The 23,384-nt window shown below is 72.5% G+C and carries 21 protein-coding genes; 9 read left to right on the top strand and 12 right to left on the bottom strand.

Annotation, left to right across the window (positions count from 1 at the left end; all coding sequences use genetic code 11):
* Nucleotides 1-271: 271 nt before the first annotated feature.
* The 4 genes from BCD49_RS43845 to BCD49_RS35830 form a co-directional block, all read right to left on the bottom strand.
* Nucleotides 272-424 carry an acyl-CoA dehydrogenase domain-containing protein gene (locus tag BCD49_RS43845; RefSeq protein WP_007512545.1) on the bottom strand — a complete coding sequence of 51 codons (153 nt, stop codon included), beginning with the start codon at nucleotides 422-424 and terminating at the stop codon, nucleotides 272-274.
* An 8-nt stretch (nucleotides 425-432) separates the two neighbouring features.
* On the bottom strand, nucleotides 433-3,168 hold the full coding sequence (locus tag BCD49_RS35840; RefSeq protein WP_071042396.1) for an ATP-dependent RNA helicase: 2,736 nt from the start codon (nucleotides 3,166-3,168) through the stop codon (nucleotides 433-435).
* Nucleotides 3,169-3,492: 324 nt separating this feature from the next.
* Nucleotides 3,493-4,815 carry a tetratricopeptide repeat protein gene (locus BCD49_RS35835; RefSeq protein WP_007512541.1) on the bottom strand — a complete coding sequence of 441 codons (1,323 nt, stop codon included), beginning with the start codon at nucleotides 4,813-4,815 and terminating at the stop codon, nucleotides 3,493-3,495.
* Nucleotides 4,816-4,998: 183 nt separating this feature from the next.
* Nucleotides 4,999-5,832 (bottom strand): MmyB family transcriptional regulator, encoded by an 834-nt coding sequence (locus BCD49_RS35830; protein WP_071042395.1) that lies wholly within the window; start codon nucleotides 5,830-5,832, stop codon nucleotides 4,999-5,001.
* Between the two features lie 89 nt (nucleotides 5,833-5,921).
* On the opposite strand from BCD49_RS35830, the gene BCD49_RS35825 reads away from it, so the two are divergent.
* Nucleotides 5,922-6,644 carry a dienelactone hydrolase family protein gene (locus BCD49_RS35825; RefSeq protein WP_007512537.1) on the top strand — a complete coding sequence of 241 codons (723 nt, stop codon included), beginning with the start codon at nucleotides 5,922-5,924 and terminating at the stop codon, nucleotides 6,642-6,644.
* A gap of 79 nt (nucleotides 6,645-6,723) precedes the next feature.
* On the opposite strand, the gene BCD49_RS35820 is transcribed toward BCD49_RS35825, so the two are convergent.
* On the bottom strand, nucleotides 6,724-7,869 hold the full coding sequence (locus tag BCD49_RS35820) for a patatin-like phospholipase family protein (RefSeq protein WP_198535977.1): 1,146 nt from the start codon (nucleotides 7,867-7,869) through the stop codon (nucleotides 6,724-6,726).
* A gap of 302 nt (nucleotides 7,870-8,171) precedes the next feature.
* Here BCD49_RS35820 and BCD49_RS35815 point away from each other — a divergent pair, with 302 nt between their 5' ends.
* Entirely contained in the window at nucleotides 8,172-9,131 is a 960-nt protein-coding gene (locus tag BCD49_RS35815) for an endonuclease/exonuclease/phosphatase family protein (protein ID WP_007512534.1), read from the top strand.
* 132 nt (nucleotides 9,132-9,263) lie between these two features.
* On the opposite strand, the gene BCD49_RS35810 is transcribed toward BCD49_RS35815, so the two are convergent.
* The 5 genes from BCD49_RS35810 to BCD49_RS35790 all read right to left on the bottom strand — a co-directional run bounded on the left by BCD49_RS35810 (nucleotide 9,264) and on the right by BCD49_RS35790 (nucleotide 16,280).
* Nucleotides 9,264-10,379: an aromatic ring-hydroxylating oxygenase subunit alpha gene (locus BCD49_RS35810; protein ID WP_071042394.1), complete on the bottom strand. Its 1,116-nt coding sequence runs from the start codon at nucleotides 10,377-10,379 to the stop codon at nucleotides 9,264-9,266.
* Entirely contained in the window at nucleotides 10,376-11,527 is a 1,152-nt protein-coding gene (solA, locus tag BCD49_RS35805) for an N-methyl-L-tryptophan oxidase (protein WP_027140606.1), read from the bottom strand. Before solA ends, BCD49_RS35810 begins: the two co-directional genes overlap by 4 nt.
* A 29-nt stretch (nucleotides 11,528-11,556) precedes the next feature.
* Complete coding sequence (locus BCD49_RS35800; protein WP_007512529.1) at nucleotides 11,557-13,878, bottom strand: GcvT family protein; 2,322 nt, start codon at nucleotides 13,876-13,878, stop codon at nucleotides 11,557-11,559.
* 18 nt (nucleotides 13,879-13,896) lie between these two features.
* A complete protein-coding gene (locus BCD49_RS35795) occupies nucleotides 13,897-15,390 on the bottom strand; it encodes a GMC family oxidoreductase (protein ID WP_007512527.1) in 1,494 nt (497 codons plus the stop codon).
* Nucleotides 15,391-15,512: 122 nt separating this feature from the next.
* Nucleotides 15,513-16,280: an IclR family transcriptional regulator gene (locus tag BCD49_RS35790; protein ID WP_007512525.1), complete on the bottom strand. Its 768-nt coding sequence runs from the start codon at nucleotides 16,278-16,280 to the stop codon at nucleotides 15,513-15,515.
* Between the two features lie 157 nt (nucleotides 16,281-16,437).
* On the opposite strand from BCD49_RS35790, the gene BCD49_RS35785 reads away from it, so the two are divergent.
* Nucleotides 16,438-16,788 carry an ArsR/SmtB family transcription factor gene (locus tag BCD49_RS35785; protein ID WP_007512524.1) on the top strand — a complete coding sequence of 117 codons (351 nt, stop codon included), beginning with the start codon at nucleotides 16,438-16,440 and terminating at the stop codon, nucleotides 16,786-16,788.
* Nucleotides 16,788-17,066, top strand: coding sequence for a hypothetical protein (locus BCD49_RS35780; protein WP_007512522.1), 279 nt, complete (start codon nucleotides 16,788-16,790; stop codon nucleotides 17,064-17,066). The genes BCD49_RS35785 and BCD49_RS35780 overlap by 1 nt, the downstream gene beginning before the upstream one ends.
* 19 nt (nucleotides 17,067-17,085) lie before the next feature.
* On the opposite strand, the gene BCD49_RS35775 is transcribed toward BCD49_RS35780, so the two are convergent.
* Nucleotides 17,086-18,294, bottom strand: a complete 1,209-nt coding sequence (locus BCD49_RS35775; RefSeq protein WP_007512520.1) for a Clp protease N-terminal domain-containing protein — start codon at nucleotides 18,292-18,294, stop codon at nucleotides 17,086-17,088.
* 72 nt (nucleotides 18,295-18,366) lie between these two features.
* On the opposite strand from BCD49_RS35775, the gene BCD49_RS35770 reads away from it, so the two are divergent.
* Nucleotides 18,367-18,726 (top strand): hypothetical protein, encoded by a 360-nt coding sequence (locus tag BCD49_RS35770; protein WP_007512517.1) that lies wholly within the window; start codon nucleotides 18,367-18,369, stop codon nucleotides 18,724-18,726.
* 75 nt (nucleotides 18,727-18,801) lie between these two features.
* On the opposite strand, the gene BCD49_RS35765 is transcribed toward BCD49_RS35770, so the two are convergent.
* On the bottom strand, nucleotides 18,802-19,560 hold the full coding sequence (locus BCD49_RS35765; RefSeq protein ID WP_027140607.1) for an IclR family transcriptional regulator: 759 nt from the start codon (nucleotides 19,558-19,560) through the stop codon (nucleotides 18,802-18,804).
* 71 nt (nucleotides 19,561-19,631) lie between these two features.
* Between BCD49_RS35765 and pcaH the strand changes: the two genes are divergently transcribed.
* The 4 genes from pcaH to pcaDC are packed head-to-tail and all read left to right on the top strand — an operon-like array spanning nucleotide 19,632 to nucleotide 23,358.
* Complete coding sequence (pcaH, locus tag BCD49_RS35760; protein WP_071042402.1) at nucleotides 19,632-20,414, top strand: protocatechuate 3,4-dioxygenase subunit beta; 783 nt, start codon at nucleotides 19,632-19,634, stop codon at nucleotides 20,412-20,414.
* 2 nt (nucleotides 20,415-20,416) lie between these two features.
* Entirely contained in the window at nucleotides 20,417-20,965 is a 549-nt protein-coding gene (gene pcaG, locus BCD49_RS35755; protein WP_027140609.1) for a protocatechuate 3,4-dioxygenase subunit alpha, read from the top strand.
* Nucleotides 20,966-20,974: 9 nt separating this feature from the next.
* Nucleotides 20,975-22,186, top strand: coding sequence for a lyase family protein (locus tag BCD49_RS35750; protein ID WP_007512510.1), 1,212 nt, complete (start codon nucleotides 20,975-20,977; stop codon nucleotides 22,184-22,186).
* Nucleotides 22,183-23,358 (top strand): bifunctional 3-oxoadipate enol-lactonase/4-carboxymuconolactone decarboxylase PcaDC, encoded by a 1,176-nt coding sequence (gene pcaDC, locus BCD49_RS35745; protein WP_071042393.1) that lies wholly within the window; start codon nucleotides 22,183-22,185, stop codon nucleotides 23,356-23,358. Before BCD49_RS35750 ends, pcaDC begins: the two co-directional genes overlap by 4 nt.
* Nucleotides 23,359-23,384 lie beyond the last annotated feature (26 nt).

The following is a 23,384-nucleotide window of genomic DNA, read 5'->3' as shown; positions in this document are numbered from 1 at the left end:
AATTGAGAGTGCGGCGATGTTGCGGCCACGGATCGTGGATCGCTAGGGCGACGCCCTCGGGCCCGCGGCGGGCATCGTTCGAGCCATCGCAATGTCGGACGCTGCGATGCCTGCGTCGTGGGCGGCCAGAAATCGCGTGGCGTCTCCACTGAGGCGTCGGAGTTCTGTCGTGTGGCGGCCCGGCGTCCGGTTCCGGCAAGCCGGCTGTGGACTATACGTGGACTCGATCTTGTACGGCGCCTGGCTGCGGTGAGCGACCGCTAACCGGTCATCAGCGAATGTGCAGGCCAGAGATGGCGCGGGCGGTCACCAGACGCTGGATTTCGCTCGTGCCCTCGAAGATTGTGTAGATCTTCGAGGGCGCGAACCAGATCCAGGGCCAGGTGATCAGCCGCCACCTGGTGAAGGCCCGTGGGAGCGCCATCTGACATGTCAGCGGGTACGGGGGGCGACGCGCCGGGTCGGTGGGGCCGTGGTCGGGTCGTCCGGCCAGGGGTGGCGGGGGTAGCGGCCGCGCAGTTCCGAGCGGACCTGCKGGTAGCCCGTCCGCCAGAACGATGCGAGGTCGCTGGTCACCGCCACCGGGCGGCCCGCCGGTGACAGCAGGTGCAGCACCAGCGGGGCGCGGCCGTCGGCGACGACGGGTACCCGCTCCCAGCCGAACACCTCGGCGATCTTCACGGCCAGGACGGGGCCGGCGGCGCCGGTGGTGTCGCTGTAGTCGAGGCGCACCCGGGAGCCGCTCGGCACCGTCACCCGCTCGGGCGCCAGCTCGTCCAGCCGGGCGGCCTGTGGCCAGGGAAGCAGGCGGCGCAGCGCGTGGCCGGCGTCGACGCGCTCGAGGTCGGCGCGGCGGCGCACTCCGTCGAGGTCCGGCCCGAGCCAGTCGGGGGCGCGGGCCAGCAGGGTGGCGTCGGTGACGTCGGGCCAGGGGGCGCCGAGTACCCGGTGGCAGAACGCGAGCCTGTCCCGCAGGGCGAGCGCGTCGGCGTTCCAGCGCAGCACGGGGAGTCCGGCGTCGCGCAGCCCGTCGAGCGCGGCGGCCCGCAGCTTGGACGGGTCGGGCCTGGTCACCGGGCGTTCGGCGAGGATGATCGCGCCGAGGCGTTCGAGCCGGCGGGCGACGATGTCGCCACCGGACCAGGCGACCTCGTCCTCGGTGCGCAGCAGCGCCGCGCCCGCCTCCCGCGCGGTGGCCGCGTCGAGGGCGACGGCCAGGCGCACCCGGGCAGACGTCCGGCCGGACCCGCGGTCGGCGACCGCGATGGCGAGCCATTGCGCCCCGGCCAACGCCGAGCCCGCTGCGAGCTCGGCACCTGTCCCACCGGCCATCAGGTAGTTCGAGCCGCCGGGATCGCGGGCCCGCGCGAGCCGCTCGGGGAAGGCGAGGCCGACCACGAGTCCGGCCGCAAGATCGTCGGTCATCCCACCCGTTCCCCGTGCCGCGGGTCCGGCAGGCCCGGCAGGTCCGGTAGGCCGGGCGGGCCCGGTAGGCCTGGCGGGCCCGGTAGGCCTGGCGGGTTCACCGGGCCGGGCGGGTGCGGCTTCCGCGACTTCCGCGGCCGAGCGCAGCCGGCGGGCCTCCTCCCGCCAGCGGGCGGATGCGGCCCGGTCGGTGTCCGCCCGCAGGCGGCGCCACGTGGCGACGAGGTCGTCGGAGGGGCCGCCCGCGGGGCCGTCCCCGGAGAGCATCGCCACGACATCCGCCGCGCGGCGGGCGCCGACGGCCCTGGTGCCGTCGAGCAGCGCCCGTGCGAGCCGCGGATGGGCCCCGACCTGGGCGATCGAGCGTCCTCGCGGGGTGACTCGGCCGGTCTCGTCGACGGCGCCGAGCGCCCGCAGCGAGACCCCGGCGGCCTCCATCGCGCCGGCGGGAGGGTCGCTGAGCAGCGGCAGGCCCACGCCGCCGGGATGGCCCCAGACCGCCAGCTCCAGCGCGAAGGCGGTGAGGTCGGCGACGGCGATCTCCGGTTCCGGCTGGGCGGGCAGCCGGTCGTGTTCGGCGGCGGACCAGCAGCGGTACACCCGGCCCGGCGCCTCCCGGCCGGCCCGGCCCGCGCGCTGCCCGGCGGACGACCGCGACACCCGCACGGTGACCAGCGAGCCCAGCCCGCGGGCGTGGTCCATCCGGGGGGACCGGGCCAGACCGGCGTCGACGACTACCCGCACGCCGGGCACCGTGAGGCTGCTCTCCGCGACCGCGGTCGCCAACACCACCCGGCGACGCGGGCCGGCGCGCAGCACCGCGTCCTGCGCCCCGCCGGTCTGGCGGCCGTGCAGGCTGAGCACGTCGACCGCGTCGACCGTGTTCCGGTGCCCGGCGAGCCGACCGGCGACGGCGGCGATCTCACCGGCCCCGGGCAGGAAGACGAGCACATCCCCGGACGTCTCCCGCAGCGCGCGCCCGACGGTCGCGGCGACGTGGTCGAGCAGCCTCGGGTCGACCCGCAGGCCATGCGCCGGGGTGATCACCCCGGGCGGGGGCGCCCAGACCACCTCGACGTCGAACATCGAGGCGTCCGTCCCGATGACCGGCGCGGGCTGGCCGGGCGCGCCGAGCATCGCCGCCAGCCGCCGGGTGTCGGCTGTCGCGGAGGCGGCGAGCAGGAGCAGGTCGGGGCGCAGCGCGGCGCGGACGTCGAGCAGGAACGCGAGCGCCAGGTCGGCGTCGAGGTGGCGCTCGTGGCACTCGTCGAGGATGACCGCGTCGGTACCGGGCAGCTCGGGGTCGCGTTGCAGCCGCCGGACGAGCACTCCCGGCGTGACCACCTCGACCCGGGTGGACGGCCCGACCCTGCGCTCGCCGCGGATCGTGTAGCCGACCGCGCCGCCCACCTCGCCGCCACCCACACCGCCGCGACCCGCGGCGTCCGCACGAGCCCCGGCGCCGCCCGCCCCGCCAGCGCCAGCGAGGCTGGCCATCCGCCGTGCCGCGGCGCGGACGGCGATCCGCCGCGGCTCGACGACCAGTACCCGGCCGGGGACGTGGTCGGCGAGCGCGAGCGGGACGAGCGTCGTCTTGCCCGTGCCGGGCGGGGCCACCAGCACCGCGGCCCCGCCGGCGCGGCCCGACCCGTGCTGGTCGCGGGCGGTCAGCGCGGCGACGAGCGCTGGCAGGGCGGCCCGGACGGGCAGGTCCGCCCCGGCGACCGTGAGGTCGGGCAACATGCGCCCAGTCTCCTCGGACCAACGCGGCAGAGAGCGGCGCGGCATCCTGCCCAATGCTCTTCCGCTGACGATGCGCCAGTTCGACACTGGATCTGGACGCGCCAGTTCGACACTCGGATCTGGTTGAGAGGCGGTAAGGGACGGATACGGAGGGGGCGCACGTCGCCTAGGATTTCGCGACCTGTTGGCGCCGTTCCTTGAGCGTGGGGGAGTCGAGAACGGTGGCGTCGCCGCGTTGCCGGTTGAAGGTCGAACAAGGTTTCCAGCGGGGGCGCGGCGGCCAGAGATGCCACCGCCTCGGTGAGGACCCGGTGGGCTGGCTGGTCAGCTGGTGAGAACGGCCAGACGGGCGGCGGCCTCCGCGGTGTCGGGGTGGTCGGGGCCGAGAATGCGTCCGGAGCGTTCGAGCGCGTCGCCGAGCAAAGAGCGGGCTGCGGGAACGTCTCCCTGCGCCTGCAGTTCGGCTGCCATCTCCCGTTCGACGAGGACCGTGAATTCGTGCTCCTCGCCCAGGGCTCGGCGGGCATGCTCCAGGCAGTCCGCGAACGCCGCCCGCGCCGCCGGGTGATCTCCCTGCATCCCCAGCACCGAGGCGAGGGTGTACTCGGCGCCGATGGTCGACAGATCATCCGCGCCGCGCATCTGCCGGGCTCGGGTAACCGCCGCTTCGAACGCCTCCCTCCCGGCCGGCCCCTGCTCACCGGACGACAGCGTCTGTACGGCCAGCCGCTGATCGATGCCGACAGTGTGCGGGTTGCCCTCGCCCAGGATCCGCCGTGCCCGGGCCAGCACCGCCTGCAGCTCCGCCCGGGCCGCCTCGGTGTCTCCGGACCCGTGCAGGGCGGCCGCGGCGTCCGCGGCCGCGCCGATGGTGTCGGGATGGTCCTCGCCGAGGGCGCGGCGATGGTGGGCAACGACCTGCACGAGCAGCTCTCGCGCCGCGGAATACTCCTGCAACGACATCAGACTCAGCCCGAGCTGGTAGGCGGTGGCGACCGACTCCGGATGGTCGGTTCCGAGAAGGTGCCGACGGTGGTGAAGCACCTGCTCGTACAGGTGACGCGCGGTCGGGTAGTCCCTTTCCACGACCAGCGCGGCGGCCAGGTCCGCACCCGCGGTAAGGACGTCGGGATGCGCGTCGCCGTGGGCGGTGAGTAGACGCTCATAGCGGGCGCGAGATTCCGCCACCGGTGCACGCCCCGGAAACCACGGGGCTGTCTCCCCGGAGTCCACGCCGTCCCCCGAGGCCGGCCGCACGGCCCGGACAGCGGCCAGAAGCCGCCTGCGCGCCTCGTTCTCCTCCAGGTCGAACAGGTCCACACAGTCGGCCGGGTCGACCTGGCCACAGCGACTTACCCGCACCCGCACCACGGCCAGGGCCTGCCCCGACGGGCCGAGTGAGGATGCCAGCCGCCGTTCCACGGCGTCCCCGACGGTGCCGACATACACCGGCGAAAGCACCAGGATCAGACTGGTCGGCCCGTTCACCTCTGTGCCGAGGCCGCCGACCCTTATCCCTATGTCGTCGCCGCCGCCGGCGGCAGGCGACGACACCAGGTCGAAACCGCCCGCCCGCAACTGCCAGGAGATCCACTCTGCCCAGGTCCGGTCGACCTCGGCGAACGACACCATGAAACGGCCGTTCATACCGGCTCCCGTCATCGAACGGTGAACACCGCGCGCTAATTATACCGTCTGGTCGCAGCGTGAATTCTGGAGAAATCACCAACAGTGGATGGCAATGCTCGTCAGCTGGGCCGCCGTGGCGGCTTTGCGGCAACCAGGTCGTGAGCGGGCGTCCCGCGCCGCCCGCGGTGCTCCCGCTTCCGACTACGCCGACAGTCCGTCGGTCCGCGCGGTGTAGGTGACCAGGGTCTGCTCCGGATGATCGGTGACGCTCAGCACCACGTGTGCATAGTCCACCGGGCCGAGACGTGGATGGCGGAGCCTTTTCACGCCGCTACCGCCGATCGAGACGACGTCATGGTTCGGCCACCACCGCCTGACGTGCACGCTGTCGCGCAGGAGTTCGGCGACGAGGGCAGCGACGCTCGGCTCGTTCGTGTAGGCAGCGGTCGCCAGCCGGAATCGTCCGAGCATGGCGCGCGCCTCGTGCTCCCAGTCGAGGTAGACCCGCCGGGCCTGATCGTCGGTGAACATCCAGCGCACCAGGTTCCTGTCCGCCGGTAGCCGGACCTCCCAGTCGGTGAACAGCTCACGTGCCGCCACGTTGGCTGCCAGCACATCCCAGCGGCGCCCCTTCACGAAGGTCGGATGTGGGTCGAGGCGCCGCACCAGATCGGCGACGCCGGCCGCTATCACCTCGGTCGGCGGCGCCGAATGCCCGTCAGGCGCGGTACGCGACCCGGCGTGGCCGGGGCGGCCATAGGCCAGCACGTCCAGGTACTGACGTTCCGCGCCGTCCAGCCGGAGCGCGGCTGCGAGCGCGTCGAGAACCTGTGKGGACGGGCGGACCGGGCGGCCCTGCTCGAGGAACGCGTAGTAGGTGGGCGACAGGTTCGCGAGCAGGGCGACCTCCTCGCGGCGCAGGCCGGGAGTACGGCGCCGTGCCCCAGGCGGGAGACCCACGGCCGCGGGGGTGAGCCGGGCGCGCCGGGAGCGGAGCAGCTCGCCCAGTGCCGCCGGATCCCCATCAGGTCCCATGCCCTACCAGCCTAGTCATGCCAGTACCACCAAGACTGTGCTGTGGTCACGCATCCGTCCTCGGATGAAGACTGTTCCGCGTGGACATCATGAGGCAACGGGTCGAGATATCCGTCGAAGACGGCACCACAATGCCCGCGTACTGCGCTCGGCCGGACGGCGCGTTCGCCCCGGTCGGCGTGGTAGTGGCGCATGAGCTTTTCGGGGTGAACCCCGATATCCGTTCGGTCGTGGATGAGATCGCGGCCGCGGGACACGTTGTCCTGGCGCCGGAGTTCTACCATCGGGACGCTGAGGCGGGCCGGTACCTGTCCCGCGACGACGCGGGGCGCGACGAGGGCTTCGCCCTGTTGCACAAGATGACTCGGGCGGGGGCGGTCGCCGACGTGCGGGCCGCTGTCTCGGTGCTGGCCGATCGGTATGCGGTCAGGGAGGCCGCCATCGTCGGTTTCAGCGCCGGTGGGCACCTGGCCTATCTCGCCGCGGCCACGCTGCCGATTGCCCGCGCGGCCATCCTGTATGGCGGCTGGCTCCCAAGCACCGATATCCCGCTCAGCCAGCCGGAACCCACCCTCGACCTGACCCCGGGAATCAGTGGAGAGCTGCTGTTCATCGTCGGCGGAGATGATTTTCTCATTGGCTCCGATCAGGTTGACAAGATTTCCGCTGCCCTGCGGCTGGCTGAAGTCCGACACGAGATGGTCATCTATCCAGGGGTTCAGCACGCGTTTTTCTGGCCCGACACCCCGGCCTTCGACCGGGATGCCCGGGACGACGCCACAAGAAAAATCCTCGCACTGCTCGCCCGGTAGCGGACGAGACGACGCACAGCTGCCCGCCGCCACATCGTCGCCGCCCAGAAGCTCGCGGACCTCCCCGTGCGGCCCCGCGTCAGAGCGGCGGTGAGTCCTCTATCGCGGCGAGGTCGGCGAGCTCGGGGTGGAACGTCGCGAAGGCGGCGCCGGTGAGCCACCAGCCACGGTAGATGAGCAAGCGGCACAGCCGGGAGTCCAGACGGTCGAAGACGGTCGGGAAAAGCGCGAGATCCCGGCCATTCCAGGAGCGGTGCTCGGGGAATCTTCGGCGCCACCTGTCGGCGGCCGGTGACCGCATCTCGGCGGCGAGGCCGAAAAGGACGCCCCGGCGTGCGGACGAGGGCCGGCCGCCGGCGGACAGGTCGTTCCAGGAATGGAAGCGTTCGACCATCCAGCGGGTGCGCAGAGCCGTGCTCTGGCGGTAGAGGAGAGAATTCGCCCGCTTCAGCTCGCCGGCCACGGGAACCCGGTCGAGCGGGCCCGGGATGAAGATTCCGCCGGCATTGAGCGCGACGAGGAAAACGTCCTGGTACCGATCCTTGTCGAGGGCTTCGAGGCCGGTGTTGTCGTAGGCGCCGCCGTCGGCCAGTATCGGGGTCCGCCTGGCGTCCGCGCAGGGGAAGGCGATGCCCGGCAGGCGCAGCGGTGGGAATGTGCCCGGCACGGCCGCCGAGGCGGCGACGGCGGTGGCCACGCGCAGCCCTGTTCCGGCGGTGGGCGCGAGACCGAGGACGTAGTCGCCGACGACGTCGCGTTCGAAGGCGAACCGGACTCCGGTGCCGAGGTTCGCGGCGTTGATGATGTAACGGCACGCCGGGTCGAGGTCCTCGAGCAGGGCGCCCGCGAAGAACCGCCGGTCGAGGGCCTCAGCCAGCAGCTCCGTGCGAGTGGCGGGACCCGCCGTGCGCCACGCGTGGCGCACGAGCTCCCACTTCAGCGACGACCCGGCGACCGAGTCCACGAGCGGGCCGACGACGAGCTCGTCGAGCGCGGGCGTGCTGAATCCGCGCTCCCGCAGACGCGTCCAGCGGGTCGCGAGCATGCCGTTCGTCACCGACCCGCCGGAAGCCGAGGACACGAAACGGACGTCGCGCAGCAGGCCCGCGTCGGCGAGGAAACGCAGCACTCCGAGCGCCGACAACATCGCCCGGAAGCCACCCCCGGAAAGGGCGACGGCGAAGGTCGGCCCGTCGAGGACTCGCCCGGGATCCTGCGGCCGCAATGTGTCGCCGCACCGCCTGATCGTGTCATCGCCGATGCCACTCGACGCGAGTGAGGGCGATGGTGATGCCGACAGAGCTGCTCCGGATCTCGTTCCATCCCCGGTCAGCACCGCCCGGCCATTGTCGAAAGGACTCATTCCTCACCCCAGACGCGAGCACCCGGCGCCCGCACTCTAGACGACGCCGGACAACGCCTCCAACCGAGTGCTGATTACTTGCGCGGACAATGGGCCGACGCCTCGCGCGCGCCGCCGTTATCGTGAGCCGACGGTCGGCTGGTGACGCGTGGGAGGATCACAAGGTGCTGCTCGGAACATGGAACCTGGAGAACCTTTTTCGCCCCGGTGGAGCCTTTGGCGCTGCCGATATGGCCACCTATCAGGTCAAGGTTGCCGCGCTCGCGGCGACCATCAACAGCAGCGGCGTCGACGTGCTCGGTGTCCAGGAAGTCGGTAGCCCAGACGCTTTCGCCGACCTGGTCGGTGAACTGGACGGTACCTGGCACTCGGCGCTGTCCACCCAGTTCGATGCGCAGCACCCGATCCGGGTCGGGATTCTCTCCCGCCTGCCGATCGAGAGCGTCCAGGAGGTGGTGGACTTCCCCGACGGGCTTCTTCCCGTCCAGACCGGTGACGACGCGCAGACCACCCAACGGATGGGCCGAGGGGCGCTCGCGGCCACCGTCACGTCCAGGTCCGGGCAGCCGGTGACCGTCGTGGTCTGCCACCTGAAGTCCAAGCTCCTGAGCTTCCCGGCCAACGGCGGCGGCAGCCGGTTCAGCACCGACGACGAGGAGGAGCGAGCCCGCTACGCCTCCTACGCGCTCCACCGCCGTGCGGCCGAGGCCGTCACCGTCCGCGGGTTCGCCACCCAGCTCCTCGAGGGCGACGGCCGCGTGCACCGCCTCGCCGTCGTCGGTGACCTCAACGACGAGCCACACGCCGCGAGCACCCAGATCCTCAACGGCCCGCCCGGGTCGGAGATCGGCACCCACGCGTTCGACCGCGAGGACAGGGGTGACGCCGAGCGGCTGTGGAACCTCGGCGCGGCGATCCCCGAGGACAAGCGCTACTCCCGCGTCCACGAGGGCCGTAAGGAGCTCATCGACCACATCCTGGTCAGCCACGCTCTCCTGCCCAGGATGGGGAAGGTCACCACCCTCCTCGACCGCCCGCTCCCGACCGTCGGCGACGACCCCACCGAACGCCGCCGGGCCCGCGACTCCGACCACGCCCCGGTCCTCGCGGAGCTGGCCGTGTGACCGGCGCCGCCGCTCATCGGCGCGGCCTTTGCCAGGGCCGCATGCGGCGGTCTCGCCTGTTCGAGCTCGTGGGCCTCAGGCCGGCGAACGAACGCCTGCCGGCCGCTCGAGACCGGACGCACCGGATCCGCGTCAGCCCTGCGTGCGCTGGACCCAGTCGTGGAACTCGCGGATGTGGTGCTCGCTCGGCACCAGCACGCCGCCGGCGGCGTAGGCCCGCGAGGCCATGGCCGGCTGGCAGCGCTCGCAGGCGTCGAAGTCCTGGCGGTTCACCMGGTCGAACAGCTCGACCGAGCGGTCGATGTCGGTACCCCCGTCGACGACTGCCGGCAGGTACAGCCAGTCGCACTCGACCAGCGTGCGGTCGGCCGCGACCGGGAACATGCGATGCAGGATGACGTGGTCGGGGACCAGGTTGACGAAGACCTGCGGGCGGACGGTGATCGCGTAGTAGCGGCGGTCCTGCGCCTGTTCCAGGCCGGGCAGGCGTTCGACACCGGCCGACCCGTCGACCGTGAAGCCCGTCACCTCCGGGCCGAACTCGGCGCCATGCCCGACGTAGTACTGCGCCGCGTACCCCAGCGCGAACTCCGGCAGCACCTGCACCAGCTCCGGATGGATGGCCGCGCAGTGATAGCACTCCAGGAAGTTCTCGACGAGCAGCTTCCAGTTGGCCCGCACGTCGTAGGAGATGCGCCGACCGACGCGGAGGCCTTCGACGTGGTAACGCTCGATGGCCGCCGGGTCCCCGAGGCGCTCGGTGGCCGCGCCGACGACGGTGTCCTCGAACGAGGGCGGCGACGCGTCCAGGCACACCCAGACGTAGCCGAGCCACTCGCGCACCTGCAGCCGGTGCAGACCATGGGCGGACCGATCGACGTCGGACAGGTCCTTGAGATGCGGCACGGCGACGAGTGAGCCGTCCAGGGCATACGTCCAGGCGTGGTACGGGCAGCGAAGGGTACGCCGCGTCCGCCCAGCAGGCTCCGTGCACAGCCGCGCGCCCCGGTGCCGGCACACGTTGAGAAACGCGTGCACGGACCCGTCCAGCGCCCGGGTGATCAGCACGCTTTCCCGGCCGATCGGCACGGTGCGGAACTGCCCGGGCTCGGCGATCTCCGAGCCGTGGACCGCGCAGTTCCACAGCCGCTCGAAGATGCGTTCCTGCTCCTGGGCGAAGACCTCCGCCGAGGTGTAGGCGGCGCCGGGCAGCGTCGGCAGCAGGCTCGGACCGGCCGGGGTCGTCATCGGCGCGCCTTCAGGGCCGGCCGCGCCGGATCGAACAGCGTGATGGGGTGGCTGGTCGCTCCGGTCAGGGCGAGGTCGGCAAGGATCTCCCCGACGACCGGGACGAACTTGAAGCCGTGCCCGGAGAACCCGCAGGCGATGGTGACCCGGTCGTGCGCCGGGTGCGGGGCGATGACGAAGTGCTCGTCGGGCGTGTTGGTGTACATGCAGGCCTTGCCGCGCAGAAGACGCCCGGCCGCGTCCGGCAGCCGTTCGGCCAGATGCGTGGCCATGACCTCGACCTCGTCCGGGCGGATGCGGCGGTCGATGGTGTCCGGCGTGGTCGCCTCACCGCGGCGGAAGAAGGCCACCTTCACGCCGCCGTCCGGGCCGTCCAGCGCCGGAAAGCCGTACACCTGCGTTCCGGCCGGCCGTTCCCAGATGTAGATCGGCTGCCGGTCCGGCCGGAACGGTTCGATGCCGCCGCGCGGGGCGAACCAGAACTGCACGTGCCGCTCCACGACGAGCGGCAGGCCGAGGTCGGCCAGCAACCGCGACGCCCACGGGCCGGGGCAGACGACGAGGGCACCGGCGTGGTAGGTCCCGGTACCCGTGCGGACCGTGACGCCGCCGTCGTCGGCGGACCACTCGGCGACCGGCTCGTGGAAGCGCAGCTCGGCGCCGAGCCCAGCGGCAAGGGTCAGGTTGGCCGCTACGGTCGCCTCCGGCCGGACCAGCCCGGCCTTCGCCTCATACAGTGCCACCTCGTCCGGCCGGGGCCGGAACATCGGGAACCGGCGCCGGATCTCGGCCGCGTCGAGCATCTCGTGCTCCAGCCCCCACTCCTGCGCGCTGCGCCGGCTACCGGCCACGGTCAGCGAGTCCGGCAGGCCCGTCATCAGCCCGCCGGTCAGCGTGATCAGTTCTCGGCCGGAGTCCCGCGCCAGCTTGTCCCACAGCTCATAGGCGCGCAGCAGCAGTGGCACGTACGCCGGGTCCTCGAAGTAGGACTGGCGGGTGATCCGGGACCCTCCGTGGCTCGCGCCCTGGTCGTGGGCCGGGCCGAACCGCTCCAGCCCGAGCACCCGCTGCCCACGGGCGGCCAGGTGATGGGCGGCCGAGCTGCCCATGCCACCGAGCCCCGCCACGATGACGTCGTACGACTCCACCCCGAACCCCACTCATCGCCGGATTCCACTCATCGCCGGATCCTGGTGCCCTTCGGGTCGAACAGCGGCTCCGCCCGCACGGTCGCGCCGACCCGCTGGTCGAAGTACGCGATCTCCACCTTTTCCCCGGGCGTGGCCAGTGCCCCGGGCAGCCACGCGTAGGCGATCGGGGCGCGGACGCCGTACCCGTATGCGGCGCTGGTCACGTGGCCCACCGGCGCGTCGCCCGCCAGCACCGGCTCGCGGCCCATCGGCACGGTCCGGCCGTCGTCGACGGTGAGGCAGCACAGCGCCCGGGGGCCGTCGGGCCCAACGTCGGCGCGGCCCAGGGCGGCGCGGCCGAGGAAGTCGCCGTGCCGAAGGTCGACGGCGAAGCCGAGGCCGGCCGAGTACGGGTCGTCCTGGGCGGTCATGTCCACGCCCCAGGCCCGGTAGCCCTTCTCCACCCGCATGCTGGTCAGCGCGCCGCGCCCGGCGGCGACCGCGCCGAGGGCCTGGCCCGCCGTCCACAGCGTGTCCCACAGCCGCAGCCCCAGCTCGGCGCTCGCGTACACCTCCCAGCCGAGCTCGCCGACGTAGGAGACGCGCAGCATGGTGACCGGCACCGCGTCCAGATGGGTGCGGCGGGCGGTGAAGTACCCGAACGCCTCGTGCGACAGGTCCAGCGTGGTCAGCGGCGCCAGCAGGTCCCGAGCGGCCGGCCCCCACACCCCGACGCAGCACGTGGCGCCGGTGATGTCGGCGATGTGCACGCCGGCCGGCGCGTGGGCGCGCAGCCACGCCAGGTCGAGGTGTCCGTTCACGCCGACCTGGAATTCGTGCTCGCCGAGCCGGGCCACGGTGACGTCGCTGCGCACCCCGCCGCCCTCGTCCAGCAACAGGGCGTAGGCCACCGCGCCGACCGGCCGGTCGACGTGGTTGGAGCACATCCGCTGCAGGAACGCGGCCGCGCCCGGTCCCGTGACCGCGAGCCGTTTCAGCGGGGTGAGGTCGAACAGCCCGGCCCGTTCCCGGGTGGCCATCGCCTCGGCGGCCACGATCGGCGACCAGTGCCGGGCCGCCCAGGCGTCCCGCGGCGGCAGGTCCGGCGTCGACAGACCGGCGTTCGCCTCGTACCACAGTGGCCGCTCCCAGCCGGCGCCCTCGGTGAAGCGCGCCCCGAGCGCCAGCTGCCGTGCGTAGAAGGGGCTCACCCGCAGCGGCCGCGGTTCGTGGACCGGGTCGAGCGGATGGACGATGTCGTACACCTCGACGAACGCGCGCCGCGCGCGGGCGTCGATGTAGGACGGCGCTCGCTGCGCCTCCTCGAAGCGCCGGGTGTCGCACTCGTGCAGGTCCACCGCGGGGCGCCCGTCGACCAGCCACTCGGCGACGGCGCGGGCGACGCCGGCGGAGTGGGTGACCCAGACGGCCTCGGCCAGCCACAGGCCCGGCCGGCCCTCGACGGGGCCGAGCAGGGGGAAGCCGTCGGGCGTGAACGAGAAGATGCCGTTGATGCCGTGCTCGACGTCGGGCAGGCCGGGCAGCACCGCGCGGGCGTCCGTGAGCGACGCGGCGAACTGGGCGACCTCGAACGGCGGCTCGACCGCGGTCGGCATCGGGTCGTGCGCGTACGAGCCGATGCCGAGGCGACCCGCGGTCTCGCGGAAGTACAGGTCCCGATCCTGATGCCGCAGGATGGGCAGGCCCGTCGGCAGGCCGTTCACCGCGCCGGTGACCGCGTACTGGTGGGCCAGGGGCAGCAGCGGAACCGGCGCCAGCCCCGGCCCCCAGTACCCGGCGCAGCAGACGACCAGGTCGGCCGGCACGTGCCGCTCACCCACCCGGACGCCGTCGTCCTCGATCGCGGTCACCTCCTGGTGGCCGTGGAAGACCGCGCCGCGGGCGATCGCAGCCCGTGCCTGTGCCCGCGCGGCGTCGACGGCGCGGGCCAGCCCGTCGGTCGGCACGTGCAGGCCGCCGAGCACCGCTGCGGGGTCCAGCAGCGGGAACCGGTCGTGGCACTCGGCGGGGGAGAGGACCCGCGCCCCGATGCCCCAGGCGAGGGCGAAGCCGTGCCGCCGGTGCAGCTCCGCCAGCCGCTCGGGCGTGGTCGCGACCTCGATGCTCCCGACCTGGTCGAAGCAGCCGAGAGCCAGGTACTTCTCGACGGTGTAGCGGGCGAAGCCGGCCATGGTCCTCGACGGGTTCACCTGGAACACGAGCCCTGGCGCGTGCGACGTCGAGCCACCGGTGCGAAACAGCGGGCCGCGGTCGAGCACCGTCACGTCCGTCCAGCCGCGGCCGGTCAGCTCGTCGGCGAGCGCGCACCCGACGATGCCAGCGCCGATGATCACGAGGCGTGGGCTCATACCGGATCCACCGAGTCGTCAGGTCGGCTGCGTCATCAGGTCGGCGCAGCGCTCGGCGACCAGCAGCACCGTGACCATGGGGTTCACCGAGGGCAGCGTCGGGAAGACGGACGCGTCGGCGATCCGCACGTTGGCCAGCCCGCGCAGCCGAAGCTTCGGGTCGACCACCGCGAGCGGGTCGTCGGGGGCGCCCATTCTGCAGGTGCCGGCCGGGTGGTAGACGGTGTGGTGGGCGGCGCGGCCGTATACCGACAGCTCCTCGTCGGTCGTCAGCGACGGGCCCGGCGCGATCTCGCGGGCGATCCAGTCCCGCAGCGGGGCCGCCGCCGCCACCTCGCGGGCGATGCGCAGGCCGTCGACGATGGTGCGTTCGTCGTGGCCCTCGGCGTCGGTGAAGTACCGGAAGTCGAGCAGTGGCTTGGTCTCGGGACTGTCGTCGGCCAGGGTGAGCCGCCCGCGGCTGCGGGGCCGGGGCACGTTCGGCGTCAGCCCGAAGCCATGGCCTGGTACCTCGTAGCCAAGCGGCTCGGTGTTGAACGTGAACGGCAGCTGGTAGATGTGGAACATCAGGTCGGGCCGGTCCTGCGCGGTGTCCCGGCGCACGAACAGCGCGGCGTCGGCGTCCATCGCGGACTCCGGTGGCAGCGGCCGGGTCGCCTCCCACATGATGATCGACTCGGGGTGGTCGAGCAGGTTCTCGCCGACGCCTGGCAGGTCGAGCCTCGTTCGCGTGCCCAGGTCCCGCGCCGGTCCGACGCCGGCGAGCAGCAGCAGCCGCGGCGTGTCGATCGCGCCGGCGCACAGCACGAACTGGTCACCGTGGATCTCGCCGCGGCTGGTGGCGATCGTGACCGCCCGGTCGCCGTCGATCCCGATGTCGTACGCCCAGGTATCCGTCAGCAGCGTGAGGTTCGGGTGGTCGAGGATCGGGTGGAGGTACGCCACCGAGGACGAGCTGCGCACCCCGGTCTCCGGGTGGTAGCCGACCGGCACGAACCCGGCGCCGTCGACGAACGGCTTGGCGTTGAAGTCCTCGACCACCGGCACGCCCAGCGCCTCCGCGCACGCCGCCACGAAGGCCTCCGTCAGCGCGTTGCGGTGCCGCGGCGCCACCGGCACGATGTTGGTCCGCAGCCGCTGGAAGAGCGGAACGAGCGAGTCGTACGTCCACCCGTCCGCCCCCGCGGCCACCCAGTCCGTGAAGTCGGCTGGCGGCGGGAGGAAGCTGATCATCGTGTTGTGTGACGAGCAACCGCCCAGCACCCGCGCCCGCGCGTGCCGGATGCGGCTGTTGCCCCGCGGCTGCGGCGTAATCGGGTAGTCGTAGTCCAGCTCGGACTCGAGCAGGTTGATCCAGTTGCGCAGCCGCAGCACGCGCTCGTCCCCGACGTCGCTCGGACCGCCCTCGATGAGGCAGACCGTCGCGCCTCGCTCCACCAGCCGGGCGGCCACCACGGCGCCGGCCGTCCCGCCGCCGACGATCACTACGTCGTACCCGCCGTACGCCTCCATCGGCAGCCCCGTCCGGTGCGCTGCTGTTGCGGATGGCACAACGTGGTGCCTCTGTCGCAACAGGATCAGGCCGGGTCGCGGGCCGGTCAATGGCTCGCGGCAGGCATTTACCGGCGCGAAACCTAGGCCAGATGCCCGACCGTCGCATCGATCTCGGCCGCGGCCCGCCGCACGGCCTCGGCTACGGCCGGGAAGCTCTCCCTGGGAAGGCGGTAGGTCGGCCCCGAGACGCTGACGGCCGCCCGGAGCTGGCCGCCCCACCCGCGAATCGGTGCGGCCACGGCATTCAGCCCGATCTCCAGCTCCTCGCAGGTGCTCGCCCAGCCGCGTTCCGCGACGTCGAGTACCTCGGCCCGGAGGCGGGCGGGGTCGGTGATCGTGTGGGGCGTGAACCGCTCCAACGGATCTCCCAGGATCTCGTCCTGTTCCGCCGCCGGCAGCGTGCTGAGCAGGATCTTGCCGCTGGATGTGGCATGCAGCGGCGTCAGCTGCCCCACCCAGTTGTGACTGGACACGGCCGCCCGTCCGCGCACCTGACTGATGTTGACGGCGAACCCGCGGTCGACGATCGCCACGTTGACGGTCTCGCCCAGCTTCTCGGCCAGCCGCTCGCAGACCTCGCGGCTCGCGCGCGCCAGGTCGAACTGCGCGGTGACGGCCCCGGCCAGCCGCGTGATGCCCAGCCCGAGCCGGTACTTGCCCCGCCCTCGCGGCTGGTCGACGAGTCCCCGCCGCTCCAGCGCCCCGACGAGCCGGAACGCGGTCGACTTGTGCACCCCGAGCTCGGCCGCGATCTCGGTGACGCCGGCCTCCCCGCTGCGCGCCAGGATCTCGAGCACGGTGACCGCCCGATCGACCGACTGCACCAGCGCCGTCTCGCTGTTGCTCATGGCGCAACTGTAGGGGTTGACGCGCTGGGCCAGGGCGAGATGTCCACCGGGCTCGCCCGTGAGCCCGCCGGTTCCGTCACCTATTTGGCAGTGTCGCCAGACGCATAGCGTGTTATCTTTTCACCTGTAAGGAAGTTCTTTCATGTGAAGGAGGGACATGACGGAGGCCCGGCCGACCGGCGACGAGCTGGTCGAGATGCTGGCGGCCCTGGCCAATCCGCTGCGGCTGCGCATCGTCGGCACGCTGGCCACCGGCCGTGACTACGTGAGCAACCTGGCTCGGGTGATCGGCGTGAGCAGGCCGCTCATGCACATGCACCTGCAGCGCCTGGAGGCCGCCGGCCTGATCGTCGGCAGCCTGGAGCTCTCCGAAGACGGAAAAGCCATGAAGTACTACGAGGTCACCGATTTCGACCTGCGCCTGACCGCGTCCGCGCTGGCCGCCGCGGCGAGCAGTCTCACGACCCATGACCCGGACAAGGGTCACGCATCCAAGGAGAGTTCCTGATGTACCTCGCCGATGACTTCAGCGCGGGTGAGGGGATTGCCGCCCTCGCCTTTTTTATCGCTATCGCGGCCGTGACCATCGCGGTCCTCTGGTTCACCTTCGACTACCGCAAGACGAAGCTCCGGACCGCGCAGACGGAGGACCTGAGGCAACTCGTCCAGCGGTTCGAGCAGCTCGCGGAGAACACGATGGACGCCCAGCAGCGGGTCGCCACCGACGTTGCCGAGCTGCGGACTCGTACGGCCTCCATCGAGAAGATCCTGAGTTCCGTCGGATGAGTATGGGCCTGGTCATCGGTCATGGACGCTCTGGCGGAGTCGGTCGGTCCGCGAGAGGCGCGCGTTGCTGGGCCGATGGCTCCGCTGGCCGCTCGTCGTAGCGCCAAACGGGGGCCGGCCCGTCCGCGCTGTCTGGCCCGGCCTCGCTCGGACCCGCCGTGGCGGCGCGCGACCGGATGTCCTCCAGGCTGACCTCCAGCACCTTCCACACGGCGGACAGGCTCCCGGCGAGGGGATCCCGGCCGTCGAGCAGCCGCTCGGCGGCCGGCTCGGCCTCACTGGTGGGAGCGGCCCCGGGGTCGGATGGGGCAGTGGTGGTGTCGTCCCCGGCCTCCGCTTCGGGGTTCGGTGAGGCGCGGTGGCCGCTCAGCGCGGCGAAGGCGAGTCGGGCCAGGCCGACCAGCCGCCGGTCGGTGGCCTCCACCACGACAGCCGAGTCGGTCAGGCGCAACGACATCCCGCGGCGCCCGGTGACCTCGGGCAGCTCGTCCGACGTGTCGGTCAGATCGACGCGCAGCAGGGCGTCGCGGGCGGCCGAGAGATCGAGGCCAAGGCTCGTCAGCGTCCTGGTCGCCGCGTTGTTGGGATCGCCGAGCAGGGCCAGCAACAGGTGGTGCGAGCCGACCGGGTCGTGTCCGGCGTAGCCGTTCGCGGCCGAGATGCCCGCGACGGCCGCCGCGGTGCGGCGCGGCTCGTCCTCCTCCGCGCCGAGGACACCGGTGTCGTCGTCGGCCAGCGAGACTCGCCGCCGCGAGCCGGTCAGCGGGGGAAGGCCGGCCGTGCGGTCGGCGCCTGCCTCGGCGATGAGCGCGAGGACCCGTGCGCGCAGCTCTGCGCTGTCCACCTTCCACTCGTCCAGCATGATCGCGGCCAGGCCCTCGCCCAGCTCCAGCAGGCCGAGCAGGACGTGCTCCGTCCCGATGTAGTTGTGCCGAAGGGCGAGCGCCTCCCGTAGCGACATCTCCAGGACCTTCTTCGCGCGGGGGGTGAACGGGATGTGGCCCTTCAGCGGTTTCTTTCCCCGGCCGACGGCGACGACGACGCGCGACCGGGTCATCTCCAGCGAAAGGTCGATCTCGGCCAGAGCGCGCGCGGCGATGCCCTCGGTCTCGCCGAGCAGCCCGAGCAGGATGTGCTCGGTGCCGATGTAGTTGTGATCGAGTTCGCGGGCCTCCTCCTGGGCGAGGACGACGACATGGCGGGCCTGGGTGGTGAATCGCTCGAACATGAATGCAGCGTCACCCTGCTGCATGACCTGGTCAATACCATGTTAATAGTAGGGTGGATCGAGGAGGTGGGCGTGAGCTGGGATGATCGTCTGGACCGGTGGGACGCCGAGCGAGAACTTGCCTCCCGGCTGGAGGACTCCGACTGGGTGACCCTCCAGCAGGCGACCACCCGCACCGGGGTGTCCCGTGCCGCGCTACGGACCTGGTACCGGGCCGACCTGATCCCGTCGCGTCTCGTCGACGGCCCGCACGGTCCGCAGCGCCTGGTCCCGCTGGCGATGGTGGCCGCGCGGGCGAAGGACTCCCCGCGACTACGCCGCACCCTGGAACGGCGCATGAGCGAGGAGGCGCTGATCGAACTACTGCAGGACCGCATCGACGCGCTCGAGGCCCGGGTAGCGGCGCTGGAGAGACGCGACGCCGGCGGCTGACCGGCCGGGCGGCGACCGGATGCCCGGCTCACGCAGCCCGGGCGGCGAGCTCGCGGCGCGGTTCCTGGCGGGCGCTCAGCGTGGCGGTGCCGTGCCCAGCTGGCGGGAGATGCCCTGCGCGGCGACCTGCAGCGCGGCCGTGAGCCGCCCGCGGTCACGTCGGAGGGTGGCCACGACGACGCCGATCGCCGCGACGACCCGGTCGTCGCGGCGAACCGGCACGGCCACCGAGCAGGCGCCCAGCGACATCTCCTCGACCGTCGTCGCGTAGCCGGCGTGCCGGATCTGCGTCAGCTGCTCGCGGAGCCTTCCCGGATGAGTGACCGTGTACGACGTGATGCGGGTGAGCGATCCGAGGACGCGCCCGCGGACGTCCGCGGGCGCGTAGGCGAGCAGGACCTTGCCGACCCCGGTCGCGTGCATCGGCAGCGTCGAGCCCACCGAACTGACGACCGGGACCGACGCCCGACCCGCCATCCGCTCCAGGTAGAGCACCTCATCCCCGTCACGTACCGCGAGGTGGACCGTGGCTCGGGTGGCGGCATGGATGTCATGCAGGAAGGGCGAGGCCGTCTCGCGCAGGGTCGACTCGATCGGGGCCAGCAGGCCGATCTCCCACAGGCGCCGGCCGATGACGTAGTCGCCGTCGGCGCGGGCGAGGGCGCCCTGCAGGGTGAGCTCGCCCGCCAGCCGGTGGACCGTGGCTGGTGGCAGGCCGGTGCGCCGCGCGATCTCGGACAGCGGCAGCCGTGGGTGCCGGTCGTCGAACGCGTCGAGGATCGCCATGACCCGTCCCACGACGGTCGCCCCCGGTGTTCCAGTGTTTCCCGCCATCGGATCCAGTCTTCCACTGAGCGGAAAGATCGTGTTCGTCCGCGTGCGTGGCTCGACCTACCGTGCAGACCATGAGCCGTAATGCCACGTCGGCCCGCGAGCTGGAGCCACCGTCCGTGATCAGCTCCGAGATCGCGGCCATCGGGGCTCGCTACCGCCAGGCGGGTACCGAGGAGACCCAGCCACGGCTGGACTATCCGCCGTACCGCAGCAGCCTGCTGCGGCACCCGACCCGTGACCCGCACCGCGTGGACCCTGAGACGATCGAGCGCTGGGCGCCGTGCTTCGGTGACCGCGACGTCGCCCCGGCGGACGCCGACCTGACGGCCGGCCATCCCGGCGAGCCGATCGGCGAGCGCGTCGTCGTCACCGGGCGGGTGATGGACGCGGACGGCCACCCGGTTCGTGGTCAGCTGGTGGAGATCTGGCAGGCCAACGCCGCGGGTCGGTATGTGCACCAGCGCGACCAGCATCCGGCACCGCTCGACCCGAACTTCACCGGCGCGGGGCSATGCCTGACCGACGCCGAGGGCCGGTACCGGTTCCAGACGATCAAGCCGGGTCCGTACCCCTGGCGCAACCACTTCAACGCCTGGCGGCCGGCGCACATCCACTTCTCGCTGTTCGGCACCAGCTTCACCCAGCGCCTGGTCACGCAGATGTACTTTCCGGGCGATCCGCTGTTCGCGCTCGACCCGATCTACCAGTCGATTCTCGATCCGCGAGCCCGGAAGAGGCTGGTCGCGAGCTATGACCACGATCTGACCAGCCATGAGTGGGCAACCGGCTACCGGTGGGACGTGGTCGTGACCGGCGCCGGGCGGACCCATCTGGAGTCCGAGGACGCCCCATGACAATGATCGCGACTCCTGGCCAGACTGTCGGGCCGTTCTTCCACCTTGGCCTGCCGTACGACGGCGATCACGATTTGGTGCCGCTGGACAGCCCGGGAGCCGTGCTGTTGCGGGGCCGGGTGCTCGACGGCGCGGGCGACACGGTGCCGGACGCGCTCGTCGAGATCTGGCAGGCCCGCCCCGACGGTACGGTTCCGCGCGACACCGGTTCGCTGCGCCGCGACGGCCGGACCTTCAGCGGATTCGGCCGGGCGGCCACCGGACCGGAGGGGTCGTACGTGTTCAGGACCCTCGTGCCCGGATCGACCGAACCGGGCCGAGCGGCGTTCTTCGCCGTCACGGTCTTCGCCCGTGGCCTCCTGCACCGGCTCTTCACCCGCGCCTACCTACCCGACGACCCCGCGGCGCTGACGGCCGACCCGCTGCTGTCCGCGCTGCCCGCCGAGGCTCGCCGKACCCTGATCGCCGTGCGCGACGAGCAGGGCCTCGTGTTCGACATCCGCCTGCAGGGGTCCGGCGAGACCGTCTTCCTGCGCTACCCGGATCAGTGACGCCGCGGTATGAGTGATCTCTTCTGGCCCGGTGACGAGCGCGCGGGCGATCTGGTCACCGAGGCGGCGTGGCTGGCGGCGATGACGAGGGTCGAGCAGGCGTGGCTCGACGCGCTCGCGCGGGCGGGCATCGCTCCGGAGACCGTCGACCTCGCCGGGATCGTCGGACCCGGCGAGCTCGCCGCCGTGGCCCGCGAGGCGGAGGGCGCCGGCAACCCGGTGCCAGCGCTCGTGACGCGGTGGCGGGAACGCGCGCCCTGGGCACACCGTGGCCTGACCAGCCAGGACGTGATCGACACCAGCCTCGTCCTGCTGCTGCGCGACGTCGTCGAGCGCCTGCTCCAGGAGCTGCGCGGCCAGGTGGGCTCGCTCGCCACGCTGGCCGACGCGCACCGCGGCACGGTGATCGCCGGACGTACCCTCACCCAGCACGCCGTCCCCACGACCTTCGGGCTCAAGGCCGCCGGCTGGCTCACCGGCGTGCTCGACGCGGCCGACTCCCTGCGGCGGGTGCCGCTGCCGGCGCAGTTCGGCGGCGCGGCCGGGACCCTGTCGGCAGCCGTCGAACTCGCCAGGTTGCGCCGGGTGGCTGATCCGGTCGCCGCCGTGTCCGGCGCCGTGGCGGACGCCGCGTCCGTTCTCGGCCTGCGGGCCGCGCCTGCATGGCACACGACCCGCACGGCGTTCGCCGCGATCGGCGACGCGCTGGTCGCCTGTGTCGACGCCTGGGGGCACATCGCGACGGACACGGCGACACTGTCCCGTCCCGAGATCGGTGAGCTCGCGGAACCTTCCGGTGACGGGCGCGGTGGATCGTCGACGATGCCGCAGAAGCACAACCCCGTCCTGTCGGTGCTCATCCGCCGCGCGGCCCTCACGGCGCCGCCGCTGGCGTCGACGCTGCACCTGGCGGCGGCGCTCGCCGGGGACGAGCGGCCGGACGGCGCCTGGCACGCCGAGTGGCCGGCGGTCCGTGACCTGGCCCGCCGGACGGTCGTCGCGGCAAGCCAGACCAGCGAGCTGCTTCGCGGGCTGCGGGTCGACGACGCCCGGATGGGCGCCACGGCCAGGAAAGCCTGGGCCGAGCTGACCGCTGAGCGCCGCTCGATCGCCGCCTTCGCCGGCGGCGAGCCGTCCGGCGACGACTACCTCGGTGTGGCCGACACCGTCGTCGCCGACGTGCTCGCGCGCGCCCGCGGCTACCTGGAGGACACGCGATGACGGTTCCGCGCCTCACGGGCGCCCGGCTCTCAGGCCGCCCCCATCAGCCACTCCTGGTGGTCGGCCCATCGCTGGGCACGTCGTCGGCGGTTCTGTGGTCCACGGCCGCCGGTCTGCTCGGCGACGTCTTCCACGTCGTCGGCTGGGACCTGCCCGGCCATGGCGGCGCCCCCGTCGCCGGGTCCTTCAYGGTCGCCGAACTCGCCCAGGGCGTCCTCGGCTATGTCGACGAGGTAGGCGCGGCCCGTGGCGACGGCGCGCCCCGGTTCGCCTACGCGGGCGTCTCGCTCGGCGGCGCCGTCGGCCTGCGGCTGCTGCTCGACGCCCCGGGCCGCGTGGAGCGCGCCACGCTCCTGTGCACCGGTGCGAAGATCGGTGAGGCGGGGGCCTGGCACGACCGAGCCGTGACCGTGCGCGCGTCCGGCTGCGCCGCCATGGTCACCGGCTCGGCCCAGCGCTGGTTCGCGCCCGGTTTCGCCGACCGGCAGCCGGCGGTCGTTGCGGAGCTGCTGCGTGATCTCGCCTCTGTCGACGCGGAGGGATACGCGTGGGCCTGTGAGGCGCTCGCCGACTTCGACGTCCGGGACCGGCTGGCCGAGATAGCCGCGCCGGTGCTCGCCCTCGCCGGTGCTCAGGACGTGGTGACCCCGCCGGCCAGCCTCCGGCAGATCGCGGACGGCGTGCGGGACGGACGGCTCGCCGTGCTCGACGGCGCCGCGCATCTGGCCCCGGCCGAGCAGCCACGGCAGGTCGCGGACCTGCTCCGTGGCCAGCCGCCCGCCCCGTCGCCGACCGTCGACGAGCTGTACGACGCCGGCCTGGCGGTGCGCCGGCAGGTCCTCGGCGACGCCCACGTCGACCGCGCGACCGCGGCGGCCACCGACTTCACGAACGAGTTCCAGCGGTTCATCACCCGGTATGCCTGGGGCTCCATCTGGACCCGGCCCGGGCTCGACCGCCGCAGCCGCTCGATGATCACGATCACCGCGCTCATCGCCCGCGGCCATCACGAGGAGCTCGAGATGCATGTCCGGGCCGCGCTGCGCAACGGGCTGACCGTCGAGGAGATCAAGGAGGTCATCCTGCAGAGCGCGATCTACTGCGGGGTCCCGGCCGCGAACACGGCCTTCAGGATCGCCGCGCAGGCACTGCGGACGCAGGGGGAGCAGTGACCGGGCGCCGACGGCGACCCGCGACG

It is taken from the genome of Pseudofrankia sp. EUN1h (genome assembly GCF_001854645.1).
GTDB lineage: Bacteria > Actinomycetota > Actinomycetes > Frankiales > Frankiaceae > Pseudofrankia > Pseudofrankia saprophytica.
The sequence above is the reverse complement of the archived record's forward strand: the minus strand, read 5'-3'. Positions and strand labels throughout refer to the sequence as shown.

Coding starts and splice junctions, on each gene's coding strand:
- BCD49_RS35765 (WP_027140607.1), bottom strand. CDS start 19,560: ATGGCGGGAAACACTGGAACACCGGGGGCGACCGTCGTGGGACGGGTC.
- BCD49_RS35785 (WP_007512524.1), top strand. CDS start 16,438: ATGACGGAGGCCCGGCCGACCGGCGACGAGCTGGTCGAGATGCTGGCG.
- BCD49_RS35800 (WP_007512529.1), bottom strand. CDS start 13,878: ATGAGCCCACGCCTCGTGATCATCGGCGCTGGCATCGTCGGGTGCGCG.
- BCD49_RS43845 (WP_007512545.1), bottom strand. CDS start 424: ATGGCGCTCCCACGGGCCTTCACCAGGTGGCGGCTGATCACCTGGCCC.
- BCD49_RS35795 (WP_007512527.1), bottom strand. CDS start 15,390: ATGGAGGCGTACGGCGGGTACGACGTAGTGATCGTCGGCGGCGGGACG.
- BCD49_RS35775 (WP_007512520.1), bottom strand. CDS start 18,294: ATGTTCGAGCGATTCACCACCCAGGCCCGCCATGTCGTCGTCCTCGCC.
- BCD49_RS35790 (WP_007512525.1), bottom strand. CDS start 16,280: ATGAGCAACAGCGAGACGGCGCTGGTGCAGTCGGTCGATCGGGCGGTC.
- BCD49_RS35780 (WP_007512522.1), top strand. CDS start 16,788: ATGTACCTCGCCGATGACTTCAGCGCGGGTGAGGGGATTGCCGCCCTC.
- BCD49_RS35750 (WP_007512510.1), top strand. CDS start 20,975: ATGAGTGATCTCTTCTGGCCCGGTGACGAGCGCGCGGGCGATCTGGTC.
- BCD49_RS35835 (WP_007512541.1), bottom strand. CDS start 4,815: ATGAACGGCCGTTTCATGGTGTCGTTCGCCGAGGTCGACCGGACCTGG.
- BCD49_RS35825 (WP_007512537.1), top strand. CDS start 5,922: ATGAGGCAACGGGTCGAGATATCCGTCGAAGACGGCACCACAATGCCC.